At 68.3% G+C, this 15,498-nt stretch carries 19 protein-coding genes and 1 tRNA gene; 7 read left to right on the top strand and 13 right to left on the bottom strand.

The annotated features are described in order from the left end of the window. Window positions 1-132: 132 nt before the first annotated feature. The 3 genes from IFT87_RS06830 to folK form a co-directional block, all read right to left on the bottom strand. Window positions 133-552, bottom strand: coding sequence for an HIRAN domain-containing protein (locus IFT87_RS06830; RefSeq protein WP_183936088.1), 420 nt, complete (start codon window positions 550-552; stop codon window positions 133-135). Window positions 553-627: 75 nt separating this feature from the next. Further along, window positions 628-703: transfer RNA gene (locus IFT87_RS06825), tRNA-Lys, on the bottom strand. A gap of 18 nt (window positions 704-721) precedes the next feature. Next, a complete protein-coding gene (gene folK, locus IFT87_RS06820) occupies window positions 722-1,198 on the bottom strand; it encodes a 2-amino-4-hydroxy-6-hydroxymethyldihydropteridine diphosphokinase (protein WP_037529913.1) in 477 nt (158 codons plus the stop codon). Window positions 1,199-1,220: 22 nt separating this feature from the next. Between folK and IFT87_RS06815 the strand changes: the two genes are divergently transcribed. Next, entirely contained in the window at window positions 1,221-1,892 is a 672-nt protein-coding gene (locus tag IFT87_RS06815; protein ID WP_031441050.1) for a uracil-DNA glycosylase, read from the top strand. Between the two features lie 6 nt (window positions 1,893-1,898). Here the strand turns inward: IFT87_RS06815 and aguB are convergent, their stop codons facing one another. Genes aguB through IFT87_RS06795 form a run of 4 tightly spaced genes read right to left on the bottom strand, consistent with a single transcriptional unit; the run spans window position 1,899 to window position 5,718 of the window. After that, window positions 1,899-2,759 carry an N-carbamoylputrescine amidase gene (gene aguB, locus IFT87_RS06810; RefSeq protein ID WP_037529912.1) on the bottom strand — a complete coding sequence of 287 codons (861 nt, stop codon included), beginning with the start codon at window positions 2,757-2,759 and terminating at the stop codon, window positions 1,899-1,901. An 8-nt stretch (window positions 2,760-2,767) separates the two neighbouring features. Then, window positions 2,768-3,118, bottom strand: a complete 351-nt coding sequence (locus tag IFT87_RS06805; RefSeq protein ID WP_031441049.1) for a DUF3147 family protein — start codon at window positions 3,116-3,118, stop codon at window positions 2,768-2,770. Then, window positions 3,118-4,086 carry an agmatine deiminase family protein gene (locus tag IFT87_RS06800; protein ID WP_037529911.1) on the bottom strand — a complete coding sequence of 323 codons (969 nt, stop codon included), beginning with the start codon at window positions 4,084-4,086 and terminating at the stop codon, window positions 3,118-3,120. The genes IFT87_RS06805 and IFT87_RS06800 overlap by 1 nt, the downstream gene beginning before the upstream one ends. After that, window positions 4,087-5,718, bottom strand: coding sequence for a M28 family peptidase (locus IFT87_RS06795; protein ID WP_037529910.1), 1,632 nt, complete (start codon window positions 5,716-5,718; stop codon window positions 4,087-4,089). Between the two features lie 187 nt (window positions 5,719-5,905). Between IFT87_RS06795 and IFT87_RS06790 the strand changes: the two genes are divergently transcribed. Beyond that, on the top strand, window positions 5,906-7,900 hold the full coding sequence (locus tag IFT87_RS06790; RefSeq protein ID WP_249403232.1) for an alpha/beta hydrolase family protein: 1,995 nt from the start codon (window positions 5,906-5,908) through the stop codon (window positions 7,898-7,900). 118 nt (window positions 7,901-8,018) lie between these two features. Here IFT87_RS06790 and rpsD read toward each other — a convergent pair whose 3' ends face one another. Then, on the bottom strand, window positions 8,019-8,633 hold the full coding sequence (gene rpsD, locus IFT87_RS06785; protein WP_031394942.1) for a 30S ribosomal protein S4: 615 nt from the start codon (window positions 8,631-8,633) through the stop codon (window positions 8,019-8,021). Window positions 8,634-8,825: 192 nt separating this feature from the next. Here rpsD and IFT87_RS06780 point away from each other — a divergent pair, with 192 nt between their 5' ends. Beyond that, window positions 8,826-9,125 carry a chorismate mutase gene (locus tag IFT87_RS06780; protein WP_031394943.1) on the top strand — a complete coding sequence of 100 codons (300 nt, stop codon included), beginning with the start codon at window positions 8,826-8,828 and terminating at the stop codon, window positions 9,123-9,125. A gap of 266 nt (window positions 9,126-9,391) precedes the next feature. On the opposite strand, the gene IFT87_RS06775 is transcribed toward IFT87_RS06780, so the two are convergent. From IFT87_RS06775 to rpiB, 5 genes are all read right to left on the bottom strand, one after another. Then, the gene (locus IFT87_RS06775) at window positions 9,392-10,528 is read right to left on the bottom strand and encodes a TrmH family RNA methyltransferase (RefSeq protein ID WP_192007925.1); all 1,137 of its coding nucleotides are present in this window, start codon (window positions 10,526-10,528) and stop codon (window positions 9,392-9,394) included. A gap of 194 nt (window positions 10,529-10,722) precedes the next feature. Then, window positions 10,723-11,187 (bottom strand): transcriptional regulator NrdR, encoded by a 465-nt coding sequence (gene nrdR, locus IFT87_RS06770; protein WP_031394945.1) that lies wholly within the window; start codon window positions 11,185-11,187, stop codon window positions 10,723-10,725. After that, a complete protein-coding gene (locus IFT87_RS06765) occupies window positions 11,188-11,367 on the bottom strand; it encodes a hypothetical protein (protein WP_031394946.1) in 180 nt (59 codons plus the stop codon). A 5-nt stretch (window positions 11,368-11,372) separates the two neighbouring features. Beyond that, entirely contained in the window at window positions 11,373-12,683 is a 1,311-nt protein-coding gene (locus tag IFT87_RS06760; protein WP_031441042.1) for a serine hydroxymethyltransferase, read from the bottom strand. Then, entirely contained in the window at window positions 12,680-13,138 is a 459-nt protein-coding gene (rpiB, locus tag IFT87_RS06755; protein WP_037529906.1) for a ribose 5-phosphate isomerase B, read from the bottom strand. The genes IFT87_RS06760 and rpiB overlap by 4 nt, the downstream gene beginning before the upstream one ends. Before the next feature lie 160 nt (window positions 13,139-13,298). On the opposite strand from rpiB, the gene IFT87_RS06750 reads away from it, so the two are divergent. The 4 genes from IFT87_RS06750 to IFT87_RS06735 are packed head-to-tail and all read left to right on the top strand — an operon-like array spanning window position 13,299 to window position 15,492. Then, the gene (locus tag IFT87_RS06750) at window positions 13,299-13,736 is read left to right on the top strand and encodes a hypothetical protein (RefSeq protein WP_192007923.1); all 438 of its coding nucleotides are present in this window, start codon (window positions 13,299-13,301) and stop codon (window positions 13,734-13,736) included. Between the two features lie 10 nt (window positions 13,737-13,746). Beyond that, window positions 13,747-14,316, top strand: coding sequence for a sigma-70 family RNA polymerase sigma factor (locus IFT87_RS06745; RefSeq protein WP_031441039.1), 570 nt, complete (start codon window positions 13,747-13,749; stop codon window positions 14,314-14,316). Then, entirely contained in the window at window positions 14,309-15,028 is a 720-nt protein-coding gene (locus IFT87_RS06740) for an anti-sigma factor (protein ID WP_320481827.1), read from the top strand. The genes IFT87_RS06745 and IFT87_RS06740 overlap by 8 nt, the downstream gene beginning before the upstream one ends. Then, window positions 15,028-15,492, top strand: coding sequence for a DUF3429 domain-containing protein (locus tag IFT87_RS06735; protein ID WP_031440101.1), 465 nt, complete (start codon window positions 15,028-15,030; stop codon window positions 15,490-15,492). The genes IFT87_RS06740 and IFT87_RS06735 overlap by 1 nt, the downstream gene beginning before the upstream one ends. Window positions 15,493-15,498 lie beyond the last annotated feature (6 nt).

The following is a 15,498-nucleotide window of genomic DNA, read 5'->3' as shown; positions in this document are numbered from 1 at the left end:
CTCGTGCAGGGCAAGCCGGTAAAACGCGTTTTGCGCTTCGCCGATACAGGGTTGGTCAGGCAGCGATAACCCGTGAGCCCGGCCTTCGATCCGGGAAAGGTCCGCGCTGCGGTGTTTCACCACCTCCAGCGATCAGGCGCCCCATTCGGGCCCGTCCTCGTCGCGGTAGAAGCCGTCGTCGCGGTCGGGTTCGGGCGGGGGTGGTGGCGGGCCGGGATCCGCGATCGGCGGCGGCAGCGCGGGGTCGCCCCCGCCGAAGCGGATGCGGATATAGGCGCTGCCCTGATGCATCGCCTGGAACAGCGCGCTGGTCTCCTCGGCCTGCAGCCGCCGGCCGATCATCGGCGCGCGTTCGGCGCTGATATAGCCGAGCTGGATGTCGCGCTCGCTCCACACGCCGACCGCATTCGAATCATGCGGATTCTTCGGTTCGCGGCGCAGGGTCACGCGGTCGCCCGGCGCACAGAGCAGGATTTCCATCCGCCGGTTGCTCCTGGTCTTGTCCGCATTGGGGAAGTCGATGCCGACGATCGAGGTGGTAAATTCGTCCATCGCGCGACGATGCGCGCGCGGGCATTGCCAATCAAGCGGTGCGAATCGGGGGCTTGCGAGAGGAGGAGGTGCCGATGGTGGGTCCGCCGGGGCTCGAACCCGGGACCTCTCGATTAAAAGTCGCTTGCTCTACCAACTGAGCTACGGACCCGACATCGGCTGCGAGCCACTAGGGGCGCAGCCGCGGTCGGTCAACCTTGTGCGCGAGATGGCGGACGCTTTGCCCGGTCAGCGGGTCGCGCCAGCGCGGCGCGATACGCGCGAGCGGTGCCAGCACGAAGCCTCGGTCCCGATAGGCGGCGTGCGGCACGTTCAGCCCCGGCCCCCGCCAAACGCCCTCCGACCACAGGATGATGTCGAGATCGATCACCCGCGATCCCCAGCGGCGCCCGCGCCGCCGCCCGAACGCGGTCTCGATTCGCTTCAGCCGCGCGAGCAGCACGGGCGGCGAGTCGCGCGTCTCGATCAGCGCGACCGCATTGGCATAGCGCCGGATCGACGGCCCGAGCGGTGCGCTCGCGATGATCGGCGACACGGCGACGACACCGCCGACCGCGGCCAGCGCGGCGCGAATCGTCGCGGCGGGCGCGCCGTGGATCCCGCGCCGATTCGAGCCGAGCGCGATCGCATAGGTTGTCCGCTCCATCCGACCCGCCTAACGCACCGCGATGAACTTCGCACCCTCCCCGCTGCCCGAAACCGAGCCGCCGCACGACTGTCCCAATTGCCCGCGCCTCGTCGCCTTCCGCAACGAGCTGCGCGCCGAATTCCCGACCTGGTGGAACGCGCCCGTCCCCGCCTTCGGCGATCCCGACGCATGGCTCGGCATCATCGGCCTCGCCCCCGGCAAGCACGGCGCCAACCGCACCGGCCGCCCGTTCACCGGCGATTTCGCGGGGCAGCTGCTCTACGATACGCTTGGCAAATTCGGGCTGGCAGACGGCGTCTTCGCGGCGAAACCCGATGACGGGCTGAAGCTCAACGGCGCAATCATCATCAACGCGGTCAAGTGCCTGCCGCCGCAGAACAAGCCGACCCCGGAGGAAATCCGCACCTGCCGCCCGTTCGTCGAATCGCAGCTCGCCGAACTGCCCAAGGCGCGGATCTTCATCGCACTCGGCCAGATCGCGCACCAGACCAGCGTCAAGCTGCTCGGCGGACGCCTGCCCAAGGCAAAGTTCGGCCATCTCGCCGAGCATGTCATGCCCGACGGCCGCATCCTGATCGATAGCTATCACTGCTCGCGCTACAACCAGAACACCCGCGTCCTGACCCCCGAGATGTTCGAGGCGGTCTTCGCACGGGCGCTGGAATTGCGGCGCAGCATCGCCGCAGCATAAGCTGCGTCAGACGTCCGCGACGAGCCGCCCGTAAAGATCGGGGCGGCGGTCGCGGAAGAAGCCGAAGGCGGCGCGGTGGCGCTTGACGATGTCGAGATCGATCGTCGCGGTAATCACGCCTTCGTCGTCACGGCCGAGTTCGGCGAGAATGTCGCCGCGCTCGTCGGCGATGAAGCTGGTGCCGTAGAAGGTCTGGCCATGCTCGACACCGACGCGGTTGGCGGCGACGATCGGGACGACGTTGCTGACAGCATGCCCGACCATCGCACGCCGCCACAGCCGCGCGGTGTCGAGGCTGGTGTCGTGCGGCTCGCTGCCGATCGCGGTCGGGTAGAACAGGACTTCGGCGCCCATCAGCATCATCGCGCGCGCGGTCTCGGGATACCATTGGTCCCAGCAGACGCCGACGCCGAGCGTCGAGCGGCCCTGCGCTGCAGTGTGCGGCCAGACCTTGAAGCCGGTATTGCCGGGGCGGAAATAGAATTTTTCCTCATAGCCCGGGCCGTCGGGGATGTGGCTCTTGCGATAGACGCCCTGCACCTCGCCGTCGGGGCCGATCATCGCGAGGCTGTTATAGTGATGCGGGCCATCGGCCTCGAAGAAGCTGGTCGGGATCGTGACCTTGAGCGCCTCGGCGAGCGCCTGCATCGCGAGCACCGCCTTGTGTTCGCCGACGGGGGCGGCGTTGGCGAACAGGCCCTCGTCCTCGACGCGGCAGAAATATTCGCCCTCGAACAATTCGGGCGGCAGGATCACCTGCGCGCCGCGCGCCGCGGCCTCGCGAACCAGCCGCGAGACGTTGGCGATGTTCTTGTCGATATCGGCAGTGAAGCCGAGCTGGAGCGCGGCGACGGTGATCTCGGTCATGCGAATTCCTATAGCGTCACGCCGAAGCGCGCCGCGATTGCGACGACCGCGAGATAGAGAAGGATCGTCAGGACGCAACCGGCAGCGAGCGAAAGCCAGAAGCCGACGCCGTGCCGCAGCAGCACCGGAATCAGCAGGAACATCGGCAGCGAGGGCAGCACGTACCAGAAGGTCGCCTCGGCATGCGCGGCCAGCCGGACGCGGTCGCCGGTGTCGTGCCACAGCCAGATCATGCCGAGCACCGACAGCAGCGGCAGCGACGCGACCAGCGCCCCTGCCGCCGGACTCCGCCGGGCAACCAGCGCGATCAGCGCGACGATGATCCCGGACAGGACCGCGCGGACCGCGAAGGCGAGCATCAGCCGGGGATTTGCTGGCTGATGCAGTGGAAGCTGCCGCCGCCGGTCAGGATATGGTCCGCACGCTGCCCGACGACCTGACGGTCGGGGAAGATCGCCTGGATCGCCGCGACCGCGGCATCGTCATTCTCCGCGCCGTAGAGCGGCACGACGACGGCGGCATTGCCGATGTAGAAGTTCATGTAGCTGGCCGGCACGATCTCCTCGTCGCGCAGCACGCGGCCGGGCGACGGGATGCCGACCACCGTCAGGCCGGCACGTTCCGCATCGCGCTTCGCGAGTTGATAGACCTGCCAGTTGGGGTCGTTCTCGGCTGCCTCGGGGATCGCGACGCGGCCCTCGCCGACGAAGCGCGCGAGATTGTCGACATGGCCGTCGGTATGGTCGTTGACGAGCCCGTCGCCGAGCCACACGACCTGGCTGAAGCCGAGGTCGGACTTCAGCCGCGCCTCGATCCCCGCCTTGTCGAGGTCGGGGTTGCGGTTGCGGTTGAGCAGGCACTGTTCGGTCGTGACGACCACGCCCGTGCCGTCGCCATCGACCGCGCCACCTTCGAGCACCCAGTCGAACGCCGCGAGCGTCTTGCCGCGGCTCTCGGCCAGACGGCGGCCGATCGTGTCGTCGCCGGGCAGGTCGTATTTGCCGCCCCAGCCGTTGAACACGAACTGATGCGCGGTGCCGTCGCCGACGATGATCGGCGCGGTGTCGCGCAGCCAGATATCGCCGAACGGCTCGACCACGACCTCGGCGAACGGCGCGAGCCGGCGTGCGGTCCGCGCCGAGCCCTCGTCCGCGGCGACCAGGATCACCGTCTCGCCCTTGCCGTCGGCATGGACTGCGGAGGCAAAGGCGACGACCTCGTCACGCGCGGGTTCGAGATCGTCGAGCCACAGATCGGCATGGCTCGGAAAGCCGATCCACACGGCCTTGTGATGCGCCCATTCGGCGGGCGGGGGGAGTGTCGTCACTTACTTGGCTCCTGCGCGATCTTTGTCGCGGATGTTGCGGAATTCGGCGGTCTTATACCAATTGGGCCACAGCGCGGTGTCGTCGGCGAGCTTGCGGCCGAGCCCGTAATAGATCGTCAGATCCTCGACCGCACCCGACCAGTCCCATGTGGCGTCATATTCGTCCGCGGGCTTGTGATAGCGGTTGGCGACATAGTCCTCGCGCGCGGCATGACCCGCCGCGGTGCCGCCGACGACGAGGTCCTCGCCGCTGCCGCCGTCAAGCATCGGCACGCCGAGCTTGGCGAAGCTGAAATGGTCCGAGCGATAATAGCCGCCGCGTTCGGGGTTGGCCTCGACGCCGATCACGCGGCCCTGCGCGGCGACGAACGGCTTGACCAGATCCTCGATCTCCGACTTGCCCGCCCCCGTCAGCACGAAGTCCTTCACGCGGCCGTCGACGTTCAGCACGTCCATGTTCACGCCGCCGACCGTCCGCGCGAGCGGATAGACGGGATGTTCGGCATAATAGCGCGAGCCGAGCAGCCCCGATTCCTCCGCGGTTACCGCGAGGAACGCGATCGAGCGCTTCGCCGGGCCGGCCTTCACATGCGCCTGTGCGAGCGCGATCAGCCCTGCGGTGCCCGTCGCATTGTCCGCTGCGCCGTTGCAGATGTCGTCGCCACCCACCGCATCGCAGCGGCCGAGATGATCCCAATGCCCCGAATACAGCACGTAATCGTCCGGTGCGGTCGTGCCTGGCAGCACGCCGATGACGTTCTTCGATGCCTGGCGACGGATCGTGTTGGCAAAGCCCGTCGACAGCTTGAGGCCGAGCGGTACCGCCTTGAAGCCCTTCACCTTGGCGGCCGCGGCGAGCGCGGCATAGTCCTTGCCCGCACTCGCAAAGACGCGTTCGGCGGCAGGCTTCTGCATCCAGCCGATGACCTGCGACTGGTCGAGATGATCGCCCTTCTCGTCGAGCTCGAGCTGCGGCCCGGTCCAGGACGACTGCACCACCGCCCAGGGATAGGCTGCGGGTTCGGTGTCGTGGACGATGATCGCCGCGGCCGCGCCGTGCTTGGCCGCATTCTCGAACTTGTACGGCCAACGACCATACCAGGTCATCGCGCGGCCCTCGAACGGGCCTTCGCGGCCCATTGTCTGCCAGTCGGCGTCGTTGATGAGGATGACGACGGTCTTCCCCTTCACGTCGACGCCGGCATAATCGTCCCAGCCCTTTTCGGGCGCGGTGATCCCGTAGCCGACGAACACGACGTCGCTGTTCGTCACGGTCGACGTCGGCGCGACGCGGTAGGTGCCGGCGACCATGTCGGTGCGATAGGCGAGGCTGACGGGAGCGGTGCCGCCGGTGAAGACGAACGGCCGGACGTCCTTGGCGGTGATCTCGACCATCGGCACGTCCTGGGTCCAGCTGCCTTTGTTGCCGGGTTTCAGCCCCGCGGCCTCCATCTGCGCGACGAGATAGGCGACCGTCTTCGCCTCGCCCGGCGTGGTCGGCGCGCGGCCTTCATAGGCGTCCGATGACAGCGTCTGGGTGACGGTCTTGAGCGTTTCGACCGAGATGGCGGGCGCGGTCTGCGCCGAGGCGGCGGTGCCGAGAAGGAGCAAGGGCAGAAGGGCAGCGCGCATAGGGATCTCCCGAGTAAGTGCCGCGCGTTCTGGCAGCGTGCCCCCCGCCGCGCAAGGCATGCGCCACCCCCGCGGTGGTCGCCTCGGTCCCCGCCCCCGGTCTGGTGCAAATTGGACGAAAGTGCGCGTTTGTCATCGCGCGCGGCGTTGCTAGGTTACGTAGCGGGGCTTGGTTCGGGGGATAAGAATGCGGTTGCGATCGATGATGCGCGTGCGCGCGGGCATGGCGCTGTGCGTGGGGATTTCAACGACGGCGGGCGCCGCGGACCCGGCCGGGCCGATGGCGGCGGCGTTCGGCGCGCGCGAGGCGGTCCAGCAGATGAGCCTGTCGCCCGACGGGACGCATGTCGCGATGATCGTACCCGTTCGCGGGCACGGTGCCGCGCTGCGGATCGCGAACATGACCACGGGCGAAGTGGCACAGCCGATCCTGTCCGCGGCGGGGGATCCCGAAACGCTGACCTCCTGTCGATGGGCCACCGACATCCGCGTGATCTGCCAGATCCGGACCGCGTCGAAGAGCAGTTTCGGGCTGATCGGCTTCAGCCGGACGGTCGCGATCAATCGCGACGGCAGCGCGATGAAGATGCTCAGCGCCCGCACCAACGACCGTTCGCTCGGCATGATGCAGGACGGCGGCAGCGTGATCGACTGGACCGCCGACGGCGTCGCCGGCGCTGTGCTGATGACGCGCAGCTTCGTGCCCGAGATGACGACCGGGATGCAGACTGCGAGCAGCGGCGAGGGCCTGGGAGTCGAACGGATCGACAGCGTCACGCTCGCACGGCGGACGATCGAGGCGCCGCGCGGGACGGCGGACGAGTATATCAGCGACGGTCGCGGCATGGTGCGGATCATGGGGCTGCGCAGCCGAAGCAACTCCGGCTACGAAACCGGGCGGACCGACTATCTGTACCGGAAGCCCGGCGATCGCGCCTGGTTGCCGCTGAGCCGGCTGGAGGGCGATCAGAACGGTACCGGGTTCAATCCCTATGCCGTCGATCCGGCGCTCAACATCGCCTATGGCTTTGACGACAAGGATGGCCGCCAGGCGCTGTTCAAGGTCGCGCTGGACGGCACGCTCAAGCGCGAGCTCGTGCTGGCCCACCCCGATGTCGATGTCGACGGCCTGATCCGCATCGGCCGGCAGAGCCGCGTGGTCGGCGCCACCTATGCGACCGATCGGCGCGAGGTGGCGTTCTTCGACCCTGCGCTGCGCGCGCTGGCGGCGTCGCTCAACGCGGCGCTGCCGGGGAAGCCGATCGTGACGTTCATCGATGCCAGTGCGGATGAGAACACGCTGCTGCTGTTCGCGGGCAGCGACGTCGATCCCGGCCGCTATTACCTGCTCGACCGCAAGACCCGGAAAATGGGCGAGGTGATGCCGGCGCGCGCGCAGCTCGCCGGCATCCCGCTCGGCAGCGTCAAGCCGATCAGCTTTCGCGCGGCCGACGGGACAATGATCCCGGGCTATCTGACGCTTCCCGCCGGCAGCAGCGGCAAGGGGTTGCCCGCGATCGTGATGCCGCATGGCGGGCCGGGTGCGCGCGACGAATGGGGGTTCGACTGGCTCCCGCAATTCTTCGCCGCGCGCGGCTTTGCCGTGCTTCAGCCCAATTTCCGCGGCTCGACCGGCTATGGCTCGGCCTGGTTCCAGAAAAACGGCTTCCAGTCGTGGCGCACCGCGATCGGCGATGTCGACGATGCCGGCCGTTGGCTGGTGACACAGGGAATTGCCGCGCCCGCCACGCTGGCGATCGTCGGCTGGTCCTATGGCGGCTATGCCGCGCTGCAATCGGCGGTCACCGAACCCGGGCTGTTCAAGGCGATCGTCGCGGTCGCGCCGGTGACCGATCTCGATGCATTTCGCGAGGAAGCGCGCGGGTTTACCAGTTATACGGTGGTCGACGCCTTTATTGGTCACGGTCCGCACGTTCAGGCGGGATCGCCCGCGCGCCATGCCGACCGGATCACCGCGCCCGTCCTGATGTTCCACGGCGACCGCGACCGAAATGTCGGCATCGACGAATCGCGGCTGATGGCATCGAGGCTGAAGGGGGCGGGCGGCAAGGTCGAGCTCGTCGAATTCCCCGGTCTCGATCACCAGCTGGACGACGATGGTGCGCGTACCCTGATGCTTGCCAAGGCGGATGCATTTCTCCGCAACGCGATGGGGATGTAGCGCAACGAAAAAGGGCGGCCCCGGAGGACCGCCCTTTTCCTTTTTCGAACCGCGCCGTGGCGGGGCCACGTCGTCGGACGTCGCCTGCGCGACGCCGGCCGGTCTCGCGTCGCTCGACTTAGCGCGAATAGAACTCGACGACGAGGTTCGGTTCCATCTTCACCGGGTAGGGCACTTCGTCGAGCGTGGGCACGCGCGTGAAGGTGACCTTGGCGGCGCCGTCGGTGGCGACATAGTCGGGGATCTCGCGCTCGGCGAGGGTCTGTGCTTCCATCACCAGCGCCATCTCCTGCGCCTTGGTGCCCAGCGTGATCTCGTCACCGACGAAGCAGCGACGCGATGCGACGTTGCACTTCACGCCGTTGACGCGGATGTGGCCGTGCGAAACGATCTGGCGGGCCGCGAAGATCGTCGGCGCGAACTTGGCGCGGTAGACGATCATGTCGAGGCGCTGCTCGAGCAGGCCGATCAGGTTCTGGCTGGTATCGCCCTTCATGCGCGCGGCTTCGAAATAGCAGGCGCGGAACTGCTTCTCGGTCACGTCACCGTAATAGCCCTTGAGCTTCTGCTTGGCGCGCAGCTGGATACCGAAGTCGCTGACCTTGCCCTTGCGGCGCTGGCCGTGCTGGCCGGGGCCGTATTCACGCTTGTTGACCGGCGACTTGGGGCGACCCCAGATGTTCTCGCCCATACGGCGATCGAGTTTGTACTTTGCGCTCTGACGCTTCGACATGATAAAACCTTTGCAAATGCAAACAACGTTGGTCCCGGTATCGCTCTGCTGGTCGTCATAGGACCCAAGGGTCCGGACAAGGCAGGGCCACCGCTTCACCGGGGTGCAGGGCCATTGCGAAGGCGGGCGCCTAGACGCCGCGCCTGCCAGAGTCAAGCTGGACAGCGTGCGGGCCGCTCGGCAAGAGGCGGCATGACCATCCTATCCGGCCCCGACTGTACCACCATGACCGAGGTCCGCGCGGGCGTCGACGCGCTCGACCGCGAGCTCGTCGCGCTGCTGGCCAGACGCTTTGCCTATATGGACGCCGCCGCGCGCATCAAGCCCGAGCGGGGGCATGTGCGCGACGAGGCGCGCAAGACTCAGGTGATCGAGAATGCCCGGGCGGAGGCCGCGCGGCTGGGGTTGCCGGACGCGGCGATCGCGGATCTGTGGGAGGGGCTGGTCGAGGCGTCGATCGCGTATGAGCTGGCGGCGTTCGACCGGCGTTGAGTCTTCCAACGTACGCCCCCCTGCCCCGTTCGTGCTGAGCGTAGTCGAAGCACCTGCGCTTGGGGCATGCCCTTCGACTTCGCTCAGGGCGAACGGGGGTAGGAGGACGCGACGGGGCCGAGGGTAATGCAACCGCCCCCTCCCCTCCCCATCCCGTTCGTGCTCAGCGAAGTCGAAGCACCTTCGCTTGGGGCATGCGCTTCGACTTCGCTCAGGACGAACGGGGGGGGTAGGAGAACGGGCCTGAACGCACCTCTCGCCCCCCGTCAGGCCCTGGGCTTCTTCCCCGCCAGCGACGAGAGCACGCCGCGCATCGTGCGGATTTCCTGGCTCGACCAGCCCGGCTTGGTCAGCAGCGTGCGCAACGTGCGGCGCGTCGTCTGGATCTTGTCGGGCGGATAGAAGAAGCCTGCGCCCATCAGCATCGTGTCGAGCTGGCCGATCATCCCGTCGAGCTCCTCCTGCGGTGCGGGCGGCATGATCGGGTTGATCGACGGCTGGCTGAGCTCGCGCTCCGCGGTCAGCCCCTTCGACCATTCATAGGCGACCAGGATCACCGCCTGGGCGAGGTTGAGCGAGCCGAATTCGGGGTTGATCGGCACGGTGATGATCGTCCGCGCGACCGCGACGTCGTCGGTTTCTAGCCCTGAGCGCTCGGGTCCGAACAGGATGGCGGAGCGGCCGGGGGCGGTGTGGATCTCGGTCGCGGCCTGTTCGGGGGTCATAACGGGCTTGGTGACGCCGCGCTTGCGGACCGTTGTCGCGAAGACCTGTGCGCAGTCCGCGGTGGCGGCGGCGACGCTGTCATAGACCTTGGCGTTTTGCAGGACGATGTCGGCGCCGCTGGCGGCGGGGCCGGCCGACGGGTTGGGCCAGCCGTCGCGCGGGGAGACGAGCCGCATCTCGACGAGCCCGAAGTTCAGCATCGCGCGCGCGGCCTTGCCGATGTTTTCGCCGAGCTGGGGGCGGACTAGGATTATGACGGGGGGTGGGGTTGGGTCCGCCACGGTGCTTCGACTTCGCTCAGCACGAACGGGGGGAGGGAGTGAGGCATCAACGGCGGAGGGTGGTGCGGCACCCTCCTCTTCCTCCGTTCGCCCTGAGCGAAGTCGAAGGGCACGCTCCCGCGGGGGGATCGCCGCATCGTGCAGATCCGCCCAATCGCCACGCGAGAGCGCTTCCTTCTTGCGCCGCGACCAGCCCTTGACCTGGAACTCGGCCGCGAGGGCCTCGTGTCGGGACGGGAAGTCCTGGCTCCACATCAGCGTCACGGGGCGGCGCGTCTGCGTGTAGCCAGCCACCTCGCCGAGGTTGTGCTGGCCGATCCGGCGTTCGAGATCGTCCGTATGTCCGGTGTAATAACTGTCGTCGGCGCAGCGCACCATATAGGCCCAGAATGTCATGGCCGGGGCTTACGCGGTGGCGTGGTGGTCAAACAAGTCCTTCGACTTCGCTCAGGACGAACGGGGTGGGGGTGGTGCGCGTCTCGACGAGCGCGCGGGCTCTCGGGGCCGGGTGGCCCGCAGGACCTCGCCCCCTTCCGTTCGCCCTGAGCGAAGTCGAAGGGCCCCCGCCAGGGAAACGACCGACGGTCAGATCACTCCGCCCGCCCGACCTCCTCGACACTCCCGGCAAATGCCTCGAAGTCCTTCGCCTCGCTGAAGTCGCGGTACACGCTAGCGAACCGGATATACGCGACCGAATCGAGCCCCTTGAGCCCGTCCATCACCATCTCGCCAATCCGCTTCGACGTGACGTCGTTCTCGCCGAGCGTCTCGAGCCGGCGCTGGATCCCGCTGACGAGCTTGTCGATCCGTCCCGGCTCGATCGCGCGTTTGCGCGTCGCGATCGAGAGCGAGCGGAGCAGCTTCTCGCGGTCGAACGGCTCCCGGCGCCCCTCGCTTTTCAGCACGAACAACTCGCGCAGCTGGATGCGCTCGAACGTCGTGAAACGCGCGGCGCAGCCTTCGCACTGGCGCCGGCGCCGGATCGCCGCCCCGTCTTCTGTGGGGCGGCTGTCCTTGACCTGGCTGTCTTCATGTCCGCAAAAGGGGCAGCGCATTCAGACCTTCTTCTTGCCCTTGTAATAGGCATAGCCCGCGCCCGCGAGCGCGCCGAAGATCGGGCCGATCACCGGCACCGGGATCGCGACGACCGCGCCGAGTGCGCTCCACTTGGCCATGCTCTTGCCGAGGCCGGGGGTCGCCTTGATGTCGTTCTGGATGTCATCGATCTTCGACATGCTCGTTATCCTTGATAGATGGGGAAGCGCGCGCACAGCGTGCGAACACGTGCCCGAACGTCCGCCTCGACCTGCGGGTCCCCATGCTCGCCCTTTTTCGCGAGCCCGTCCAGCACGTCGGCGACCATGTTGCCGATCTCGCGGAATTCGGCGGGGCCGAAGCCGCGCGTCGTGCCGGCGGGGGTGCCGACGCGGATGCCGCTGGTCTTCATCGGCGGGAGCGGATCGTTGGGGATGCCGTTCTTGTTGCAGGTGATGCCTGCACGCTCGAGCGCCTCGTCCGCGTCGCGCCCGGTAATGCCGAGCGGGGTGAGGTCGATCAGCGCGAGATGCGTGTCGGTGCCGCCCGAGACGACGTCCGAGCCGCGCTCCTTGAGCGTCGCCGCGAGCACCTTCGCATTCTCGACGACCGCGGCGATATAGCTCTTGAAGTCGGGCTGGAGCGCCTCGCCGAACGCGACCGCCTTGGCTGCGATCACGTGCATCAGCGGCCCGCCCTGGAGCCCCGGGAACACCGCCGAGTTGATCTTCTTCGCGATCGCCTCATCGTTCGTCATGATCATGCCGCCGCGCGGACCACGCAGCGTCTTGTGCGTGGTCGTGGTCACGACATGCGCGTGACCGAACGGCGTCGGGTGAAGCCCCGCCGCGACGATGCCCGCGAAATGCGCCATGTCGACCATGAAATAGGCGCCGACCTTGTCCGCGATGGCGCGGAAACGGGCGAAGTCGATGACGCGCGGATAGGCCGAGCCGCCCGCGATGATCAGCTTCGGCTGATGCTCGACCGCCAGCGCCTCGACCTGGTCGTAATCGATCAGGTGCGTTGTCGCGTCGACGCCGTACTGGATCGCGTTGAACCACTTGCCCGACTGGGCGGGCTTGGCGCCGTGAGTCAGATGGCCGCCCGCGTCGAGGCTCATGCCGAGGATCGTGTCGCCGGGCTTGACCAAAGCGAGCATCACCGCGCCGTTCGCCTGCGCGCCCGAATGCGGCTGGACGTTGACGAAGCCGCAGCCGAAGATCTGCTTGGCGCGCTCGATCGCGAGCGTCTCGACCGTGTCCGACGGCGCGCAGCCCTGGTAATAGCGCTTGCCCGGATAGCCCTCGGCGTACTTGTTGGTGAAGACCGAGCCCTGCGCCTCGAGCACCGCCTTGGAGACGATGTTCTCGCTAGCGATCAGCTCGATCTGGGTCTGCTCGCGCTCGAGCTCCGCCTCGACGCCGGCGAAGACGGCGGCATCGGCATCGGCGAGGCCGCGGGTGAAGAAGCCGTCCGGCTGGACGTCATGGAGCGTGTTGGGCTGGGTGCTCATGCGGGGACCTTTGCGGAAGTCCGGTCGACGGCGGAGAGCTTGTCGACACGGTGTTGATGACGGCCGCCGGCGAAATCGGCGGACAGGAAGGCTTCGACGCACGCCTTTGCCATTTCCTCGCCGATCAGGCGGGCGCCCATCGCGATGGCATTGGCGTCGTTGTGGATCCGCGCGAGGCTCGCCGACAGCGGCTCGGAGACGAGCGCGCAGCGGCAGGCGGGATTGCGGTTGGCGGCGATCGAGATGCCGATGCCCGAGCCGCACAGCGCGATGCCGCGCTCGGCGCGACCGTCCTCGATCGCGGCGGCCAGCGCATAGCCGTAATCGGGATAATCGACGCTCGCGGTGCCCTCGGGCCCGAGATCGAGCACGTCGTGCCCGGCCTCGCGCAGCCACGCGGTCAGCACCGCTTTCAACGAAACGGCGGCATGGTCGGACGCGATGGCGATGCGCACCTGGCGTATTCCTGTGATCGGGATCGGGTGCCCAGCCCTTTACCGAGCCGAGCCGGGATTTGCCACACCTGTTCGCGAAGGCGGCGCATAGAGCCTGACGATCCCCCGCCGCCAGGGGGAGGATTGCAATGACCGCCCTGCCGCCTGCAAAGAGATCCCCATGAAAGCTCTCGCCCTAACCGCCGCCCTTGCCGCCCTCGTCCTCGCCGCCTGTTCCGGACCGGCACCCGAGACGCGCGGCGATGCGAGCATGACGTCGGTGGGCGCAACCGAGACGACGCGCCCCGAAAAGGTCGTCGCAGAACCGACGCGCGACCTGTCGGGGCGGTGGATCGGCGTCGAGGGCATGGTCCTCGACGTGACGCCGGCGGGTGAACCGGGGCAGTTCCGGCTCGCGATGCAGTGGGATCTCGACCACAAGGGGGTGTTCGATGCGCGCGCGGTCGGCGACACGATCGTCTTCACGCGCGACGGGGTGCGCGAGATCCTGCGGCCGACGAACGGCGACGCGACGGGTCTGAAATATCTGGCCGGCAAGACCGACTGCCTGACGGTCAAGACGGGCGAAGGCTATTGTCGCCGCGGATCAACGCGCTAGTGTCGGTCGCGTGACCCTGTCCAAGCCCCAGGCGGATGCCGCCCGCGCCCATCTCTCGAGTGTCCTGATCCGGACCGGCGAGGAAGACCGTGACGCCTTTCGCGAGCTTTATGCGCTGACCCAGGCGAAGCTTTTCGGGATCACCCTGCGTATCTGTGGCAATGCTCAAGCCGCGGAGGATGTGCTGCACGACGTCTATCTCACGATCTGGAAGCGCGCCGGCGGCTGGGAACCCGGTCGTGCGAGCCCGATCACCTGGCTGGCGACGATCGCGCGCAATCGTGCGATCGACTGGCAGCGCGCACAGGGCGTCCGCCGCGCCTCGCCGATCGACGATGCACCGGACATTGCCGACCCGCAGCCGAGCGCCGAGGCCTTGCTGCTCGACGACGAGGCGACGCGGCGGTTGCACGCCTGTCTCGAGGGTCTGGAGCAGCAGCAGCGCGACGTGATCCGGACCGCGTTCTTCGATGGCGTGACCTATGCCGAGCTCGCGCTGCGTCGCGCGGTGCCGCTCGGGACGATGAAGAGCTGGGTGCGGCGCGGGCTGGCCCGATTGAAGGATTGCCTCGGTGGCTGATCGTGATCCGCTTGCGGGCGAATTCGCCCTGGGCCTGCTCGAGGGCGACGAGCGGGCGGCGGCGGTGCGCCGCCTGCTCGCCGAACCCGGTTTCGCCGCCGATGTGGAATGGTGGCGCACGCAGTTCGCGGCGCTGTTCGACCTGTGGCCCGAGCATGACGCGCCACCGCAGCTCGCGGCGCGGGTCGAGACGAGTCTCGACGCCCTCACCCGCCAATCGGGTCGCACGGCCGACGGCGTGACCACGCTCCGCAGCGGGGCGCGGTCGCCCTGGCCGTGGCTGGCGGCGGCGAGCAGCGCGGTCGCCGCCTGCCTGCTGCTGTTCATCGCGGTCGAGCCGCGGTCGGCGCCACCGGTGTCGCAGCCGATCCCGGCGGCGCGGCCGAGCAGCGTGCTGGTCGCGATGCTGGGCGATGCCAAGTCGCCCGTCGCCGCGGTGTACGACCCCGCGACCGGGGCGCTGCGCGTCGCGGCCGGGCCGGGTGTGCCCGATGCGCGTGTCGCGCAGCTCTGGGTGATCGGCGGCGACGGCGTGCCGCATTCGCTCGGGCTGCTTGCCGCGCGGCCGACGGTGCTGGCGCCGCGGGGCGCGGATCGCGGCCGGATCGCGCCGGGCGCGACGCTGGCGATCTCGATCGAACCGCTGGGCGGCTCGCCGACCGGGCTGCCGACCGGTCCGGTCGTCGCGACCGGCGTGGTCGCGCGCGTCTGATGGCGCCCGCGCCTGCGCCCTCCGGTGGCATTCCGCCGATCGCGCGGCTGCTCGGGCTGTCGGGGCTGTTGCCGCAGATCGGCGCGGTCGCGCTGCTGCTCGGCAACGACCCTGCGAGCCGATTTTCCGCGCTGGCGGTCGCCTATGCCTATGCCGCGCTGATCCTCAGCTTTCTCGGCGGGCTGTGGTGGGGGCTGGCCGCGCGCACCGAGGGGGCGCCGCGCTGGCTGTGGTTCGCGAGCGTGGCACCGTCGCTGATCGCACTGGTGACCGCCTGGCCGTGGATGGTCGGGCTGCGCTGGCCGGGGCCGTCGCTGGTGGTGCTCGGAATCAGCCTGATCGGCGCGCTGCTCGTCGATCGGGCGCTGGTCCGCGCCGGCATCGCGCCACCGGGGTGGATGGCGCTGCGCGTGCCGCTGTCGCTGGGGCTCGGTGTCCTGACCCTCACGGCGGCGGCACTATAGGCCGGT

Source organism: Sphingomonas sp. CFBP 8765 (genome assembly GCF_014841445.1).
Classification (GTDB): domain Bacteria; phylum Pseudomonadota; class Alphaproteobacteria; order Sphingomonadales; family Sphingomonadaceae; genus Sphingomonas; species Sphingomonas aerolata.
This window is presented reverse-complemented; position numbering and strand designations above follow the sequence as displayed.

Bases quoted from the DNA above. Each gene is read 5' to 3' on its own strand.
- IFT87_RS06830 (WP_183936088.1), bottom strand. From the start codon at position 552: ATGGACGAATTTACCACCTCGATCGTCGGCATCGACTTCCCCAATGCG.
- folK (WP_037529913.1), bottom strand. From the start codon at position 1,198: ATGGAGCGGACAACCTATGCGATCGCGCTCGGCTCGAATCGGCGCGGG.
- IFT87_RS06815 (WP_031441050.1), top strand. From the start codon at position 1,221: ATGAACTTCGCACCCTCCCCGCTGCCCGAAACCGAGCCGCCGCACGAC.
- aguB (WP_037529912.1), bottom strand. From the start codon at position 2,759: ATGACCGAGATCACCGTCGCCGCGCTCCAGCTCGGCTTCACTGCCGAT.
- IFT87_RS06805 (WP_031441049.1), bottom strand. From the start codon at position 3,118: ATGCTCGCCTTCGCGGTCCGCGCGGTCCTGTCCGGGATCATCGTCGCG.
- IFT87_RS06795 (WP_037529910.1), bottom strand. From the start codon at position 5,718: ATGCGCGCTGCCCTTCTGCCCTTGCTCCTTCTCGGCACCGCCGCCTCG.
- IFT87_RS06790 (WP_249403232.1), top strand. From the start codon at position 5,906: ATGCGGTTGCGATCGATGATGCGCGTGCGCGCGGGCATGGCGCTGTGC.
- rpsD (WP_031394942.1), bottom strand. From the start codon at position 8,633: ATGTCGAAGCGTCAGAGCGCAAAGTACAAACTCGATCGCCGTATGGGC.
- IFT87_RS06780 (WP_031394943.1), top strand. From the start codon at position 8,826: ATGACCATCCTATCCGGCCCCGACTGTACCACCATGACCGAGGTCCGC.
- IFT87_RS06775 (WP_192007925.1), bottom strand. From the start codon at position 10,528: ATGACATTCTGGGCCTATATGGTGCGCTGCGCCGACGACAGTTATTAC.
- nrdR (WP_031394945.1), bottom strand. From the start codon at position 11,187: ATGCGCTGCCCCTTTTGCGGACATGAAGACAGCCAGGTCAAGGACAGC.
- IFT87_RS06765 (WP_031394946.1), bottom strand. From the start codon at position 11,367: ATGTCGAAGATCGATGACATCCAGAACGACATCAAGGCGACCCCCGGC.
- IFT87_RS06760 (WP_031441042.1), bottom strand. From the start codon at position 12,683: ATGAGCACCCAGCCCAACACGCTCCATGACGTCCAGCCGGACGGCTTC.
- IFT87_RS06750 (WP_192007923.1), top strand. From the start codon at position 13,299: ATGAAAGCTCTCGCCCTAACCGCCGCCCTTGCCGCCCTCGTCCTCGCC.
- IFT87_RS06735 (WP_031440101.1), top strand. From the start codon at position 15,028: ATGGCGCCCGCGCCTGCGCCCTCCGGTGGCATTCCGCCGATCGCGCGG.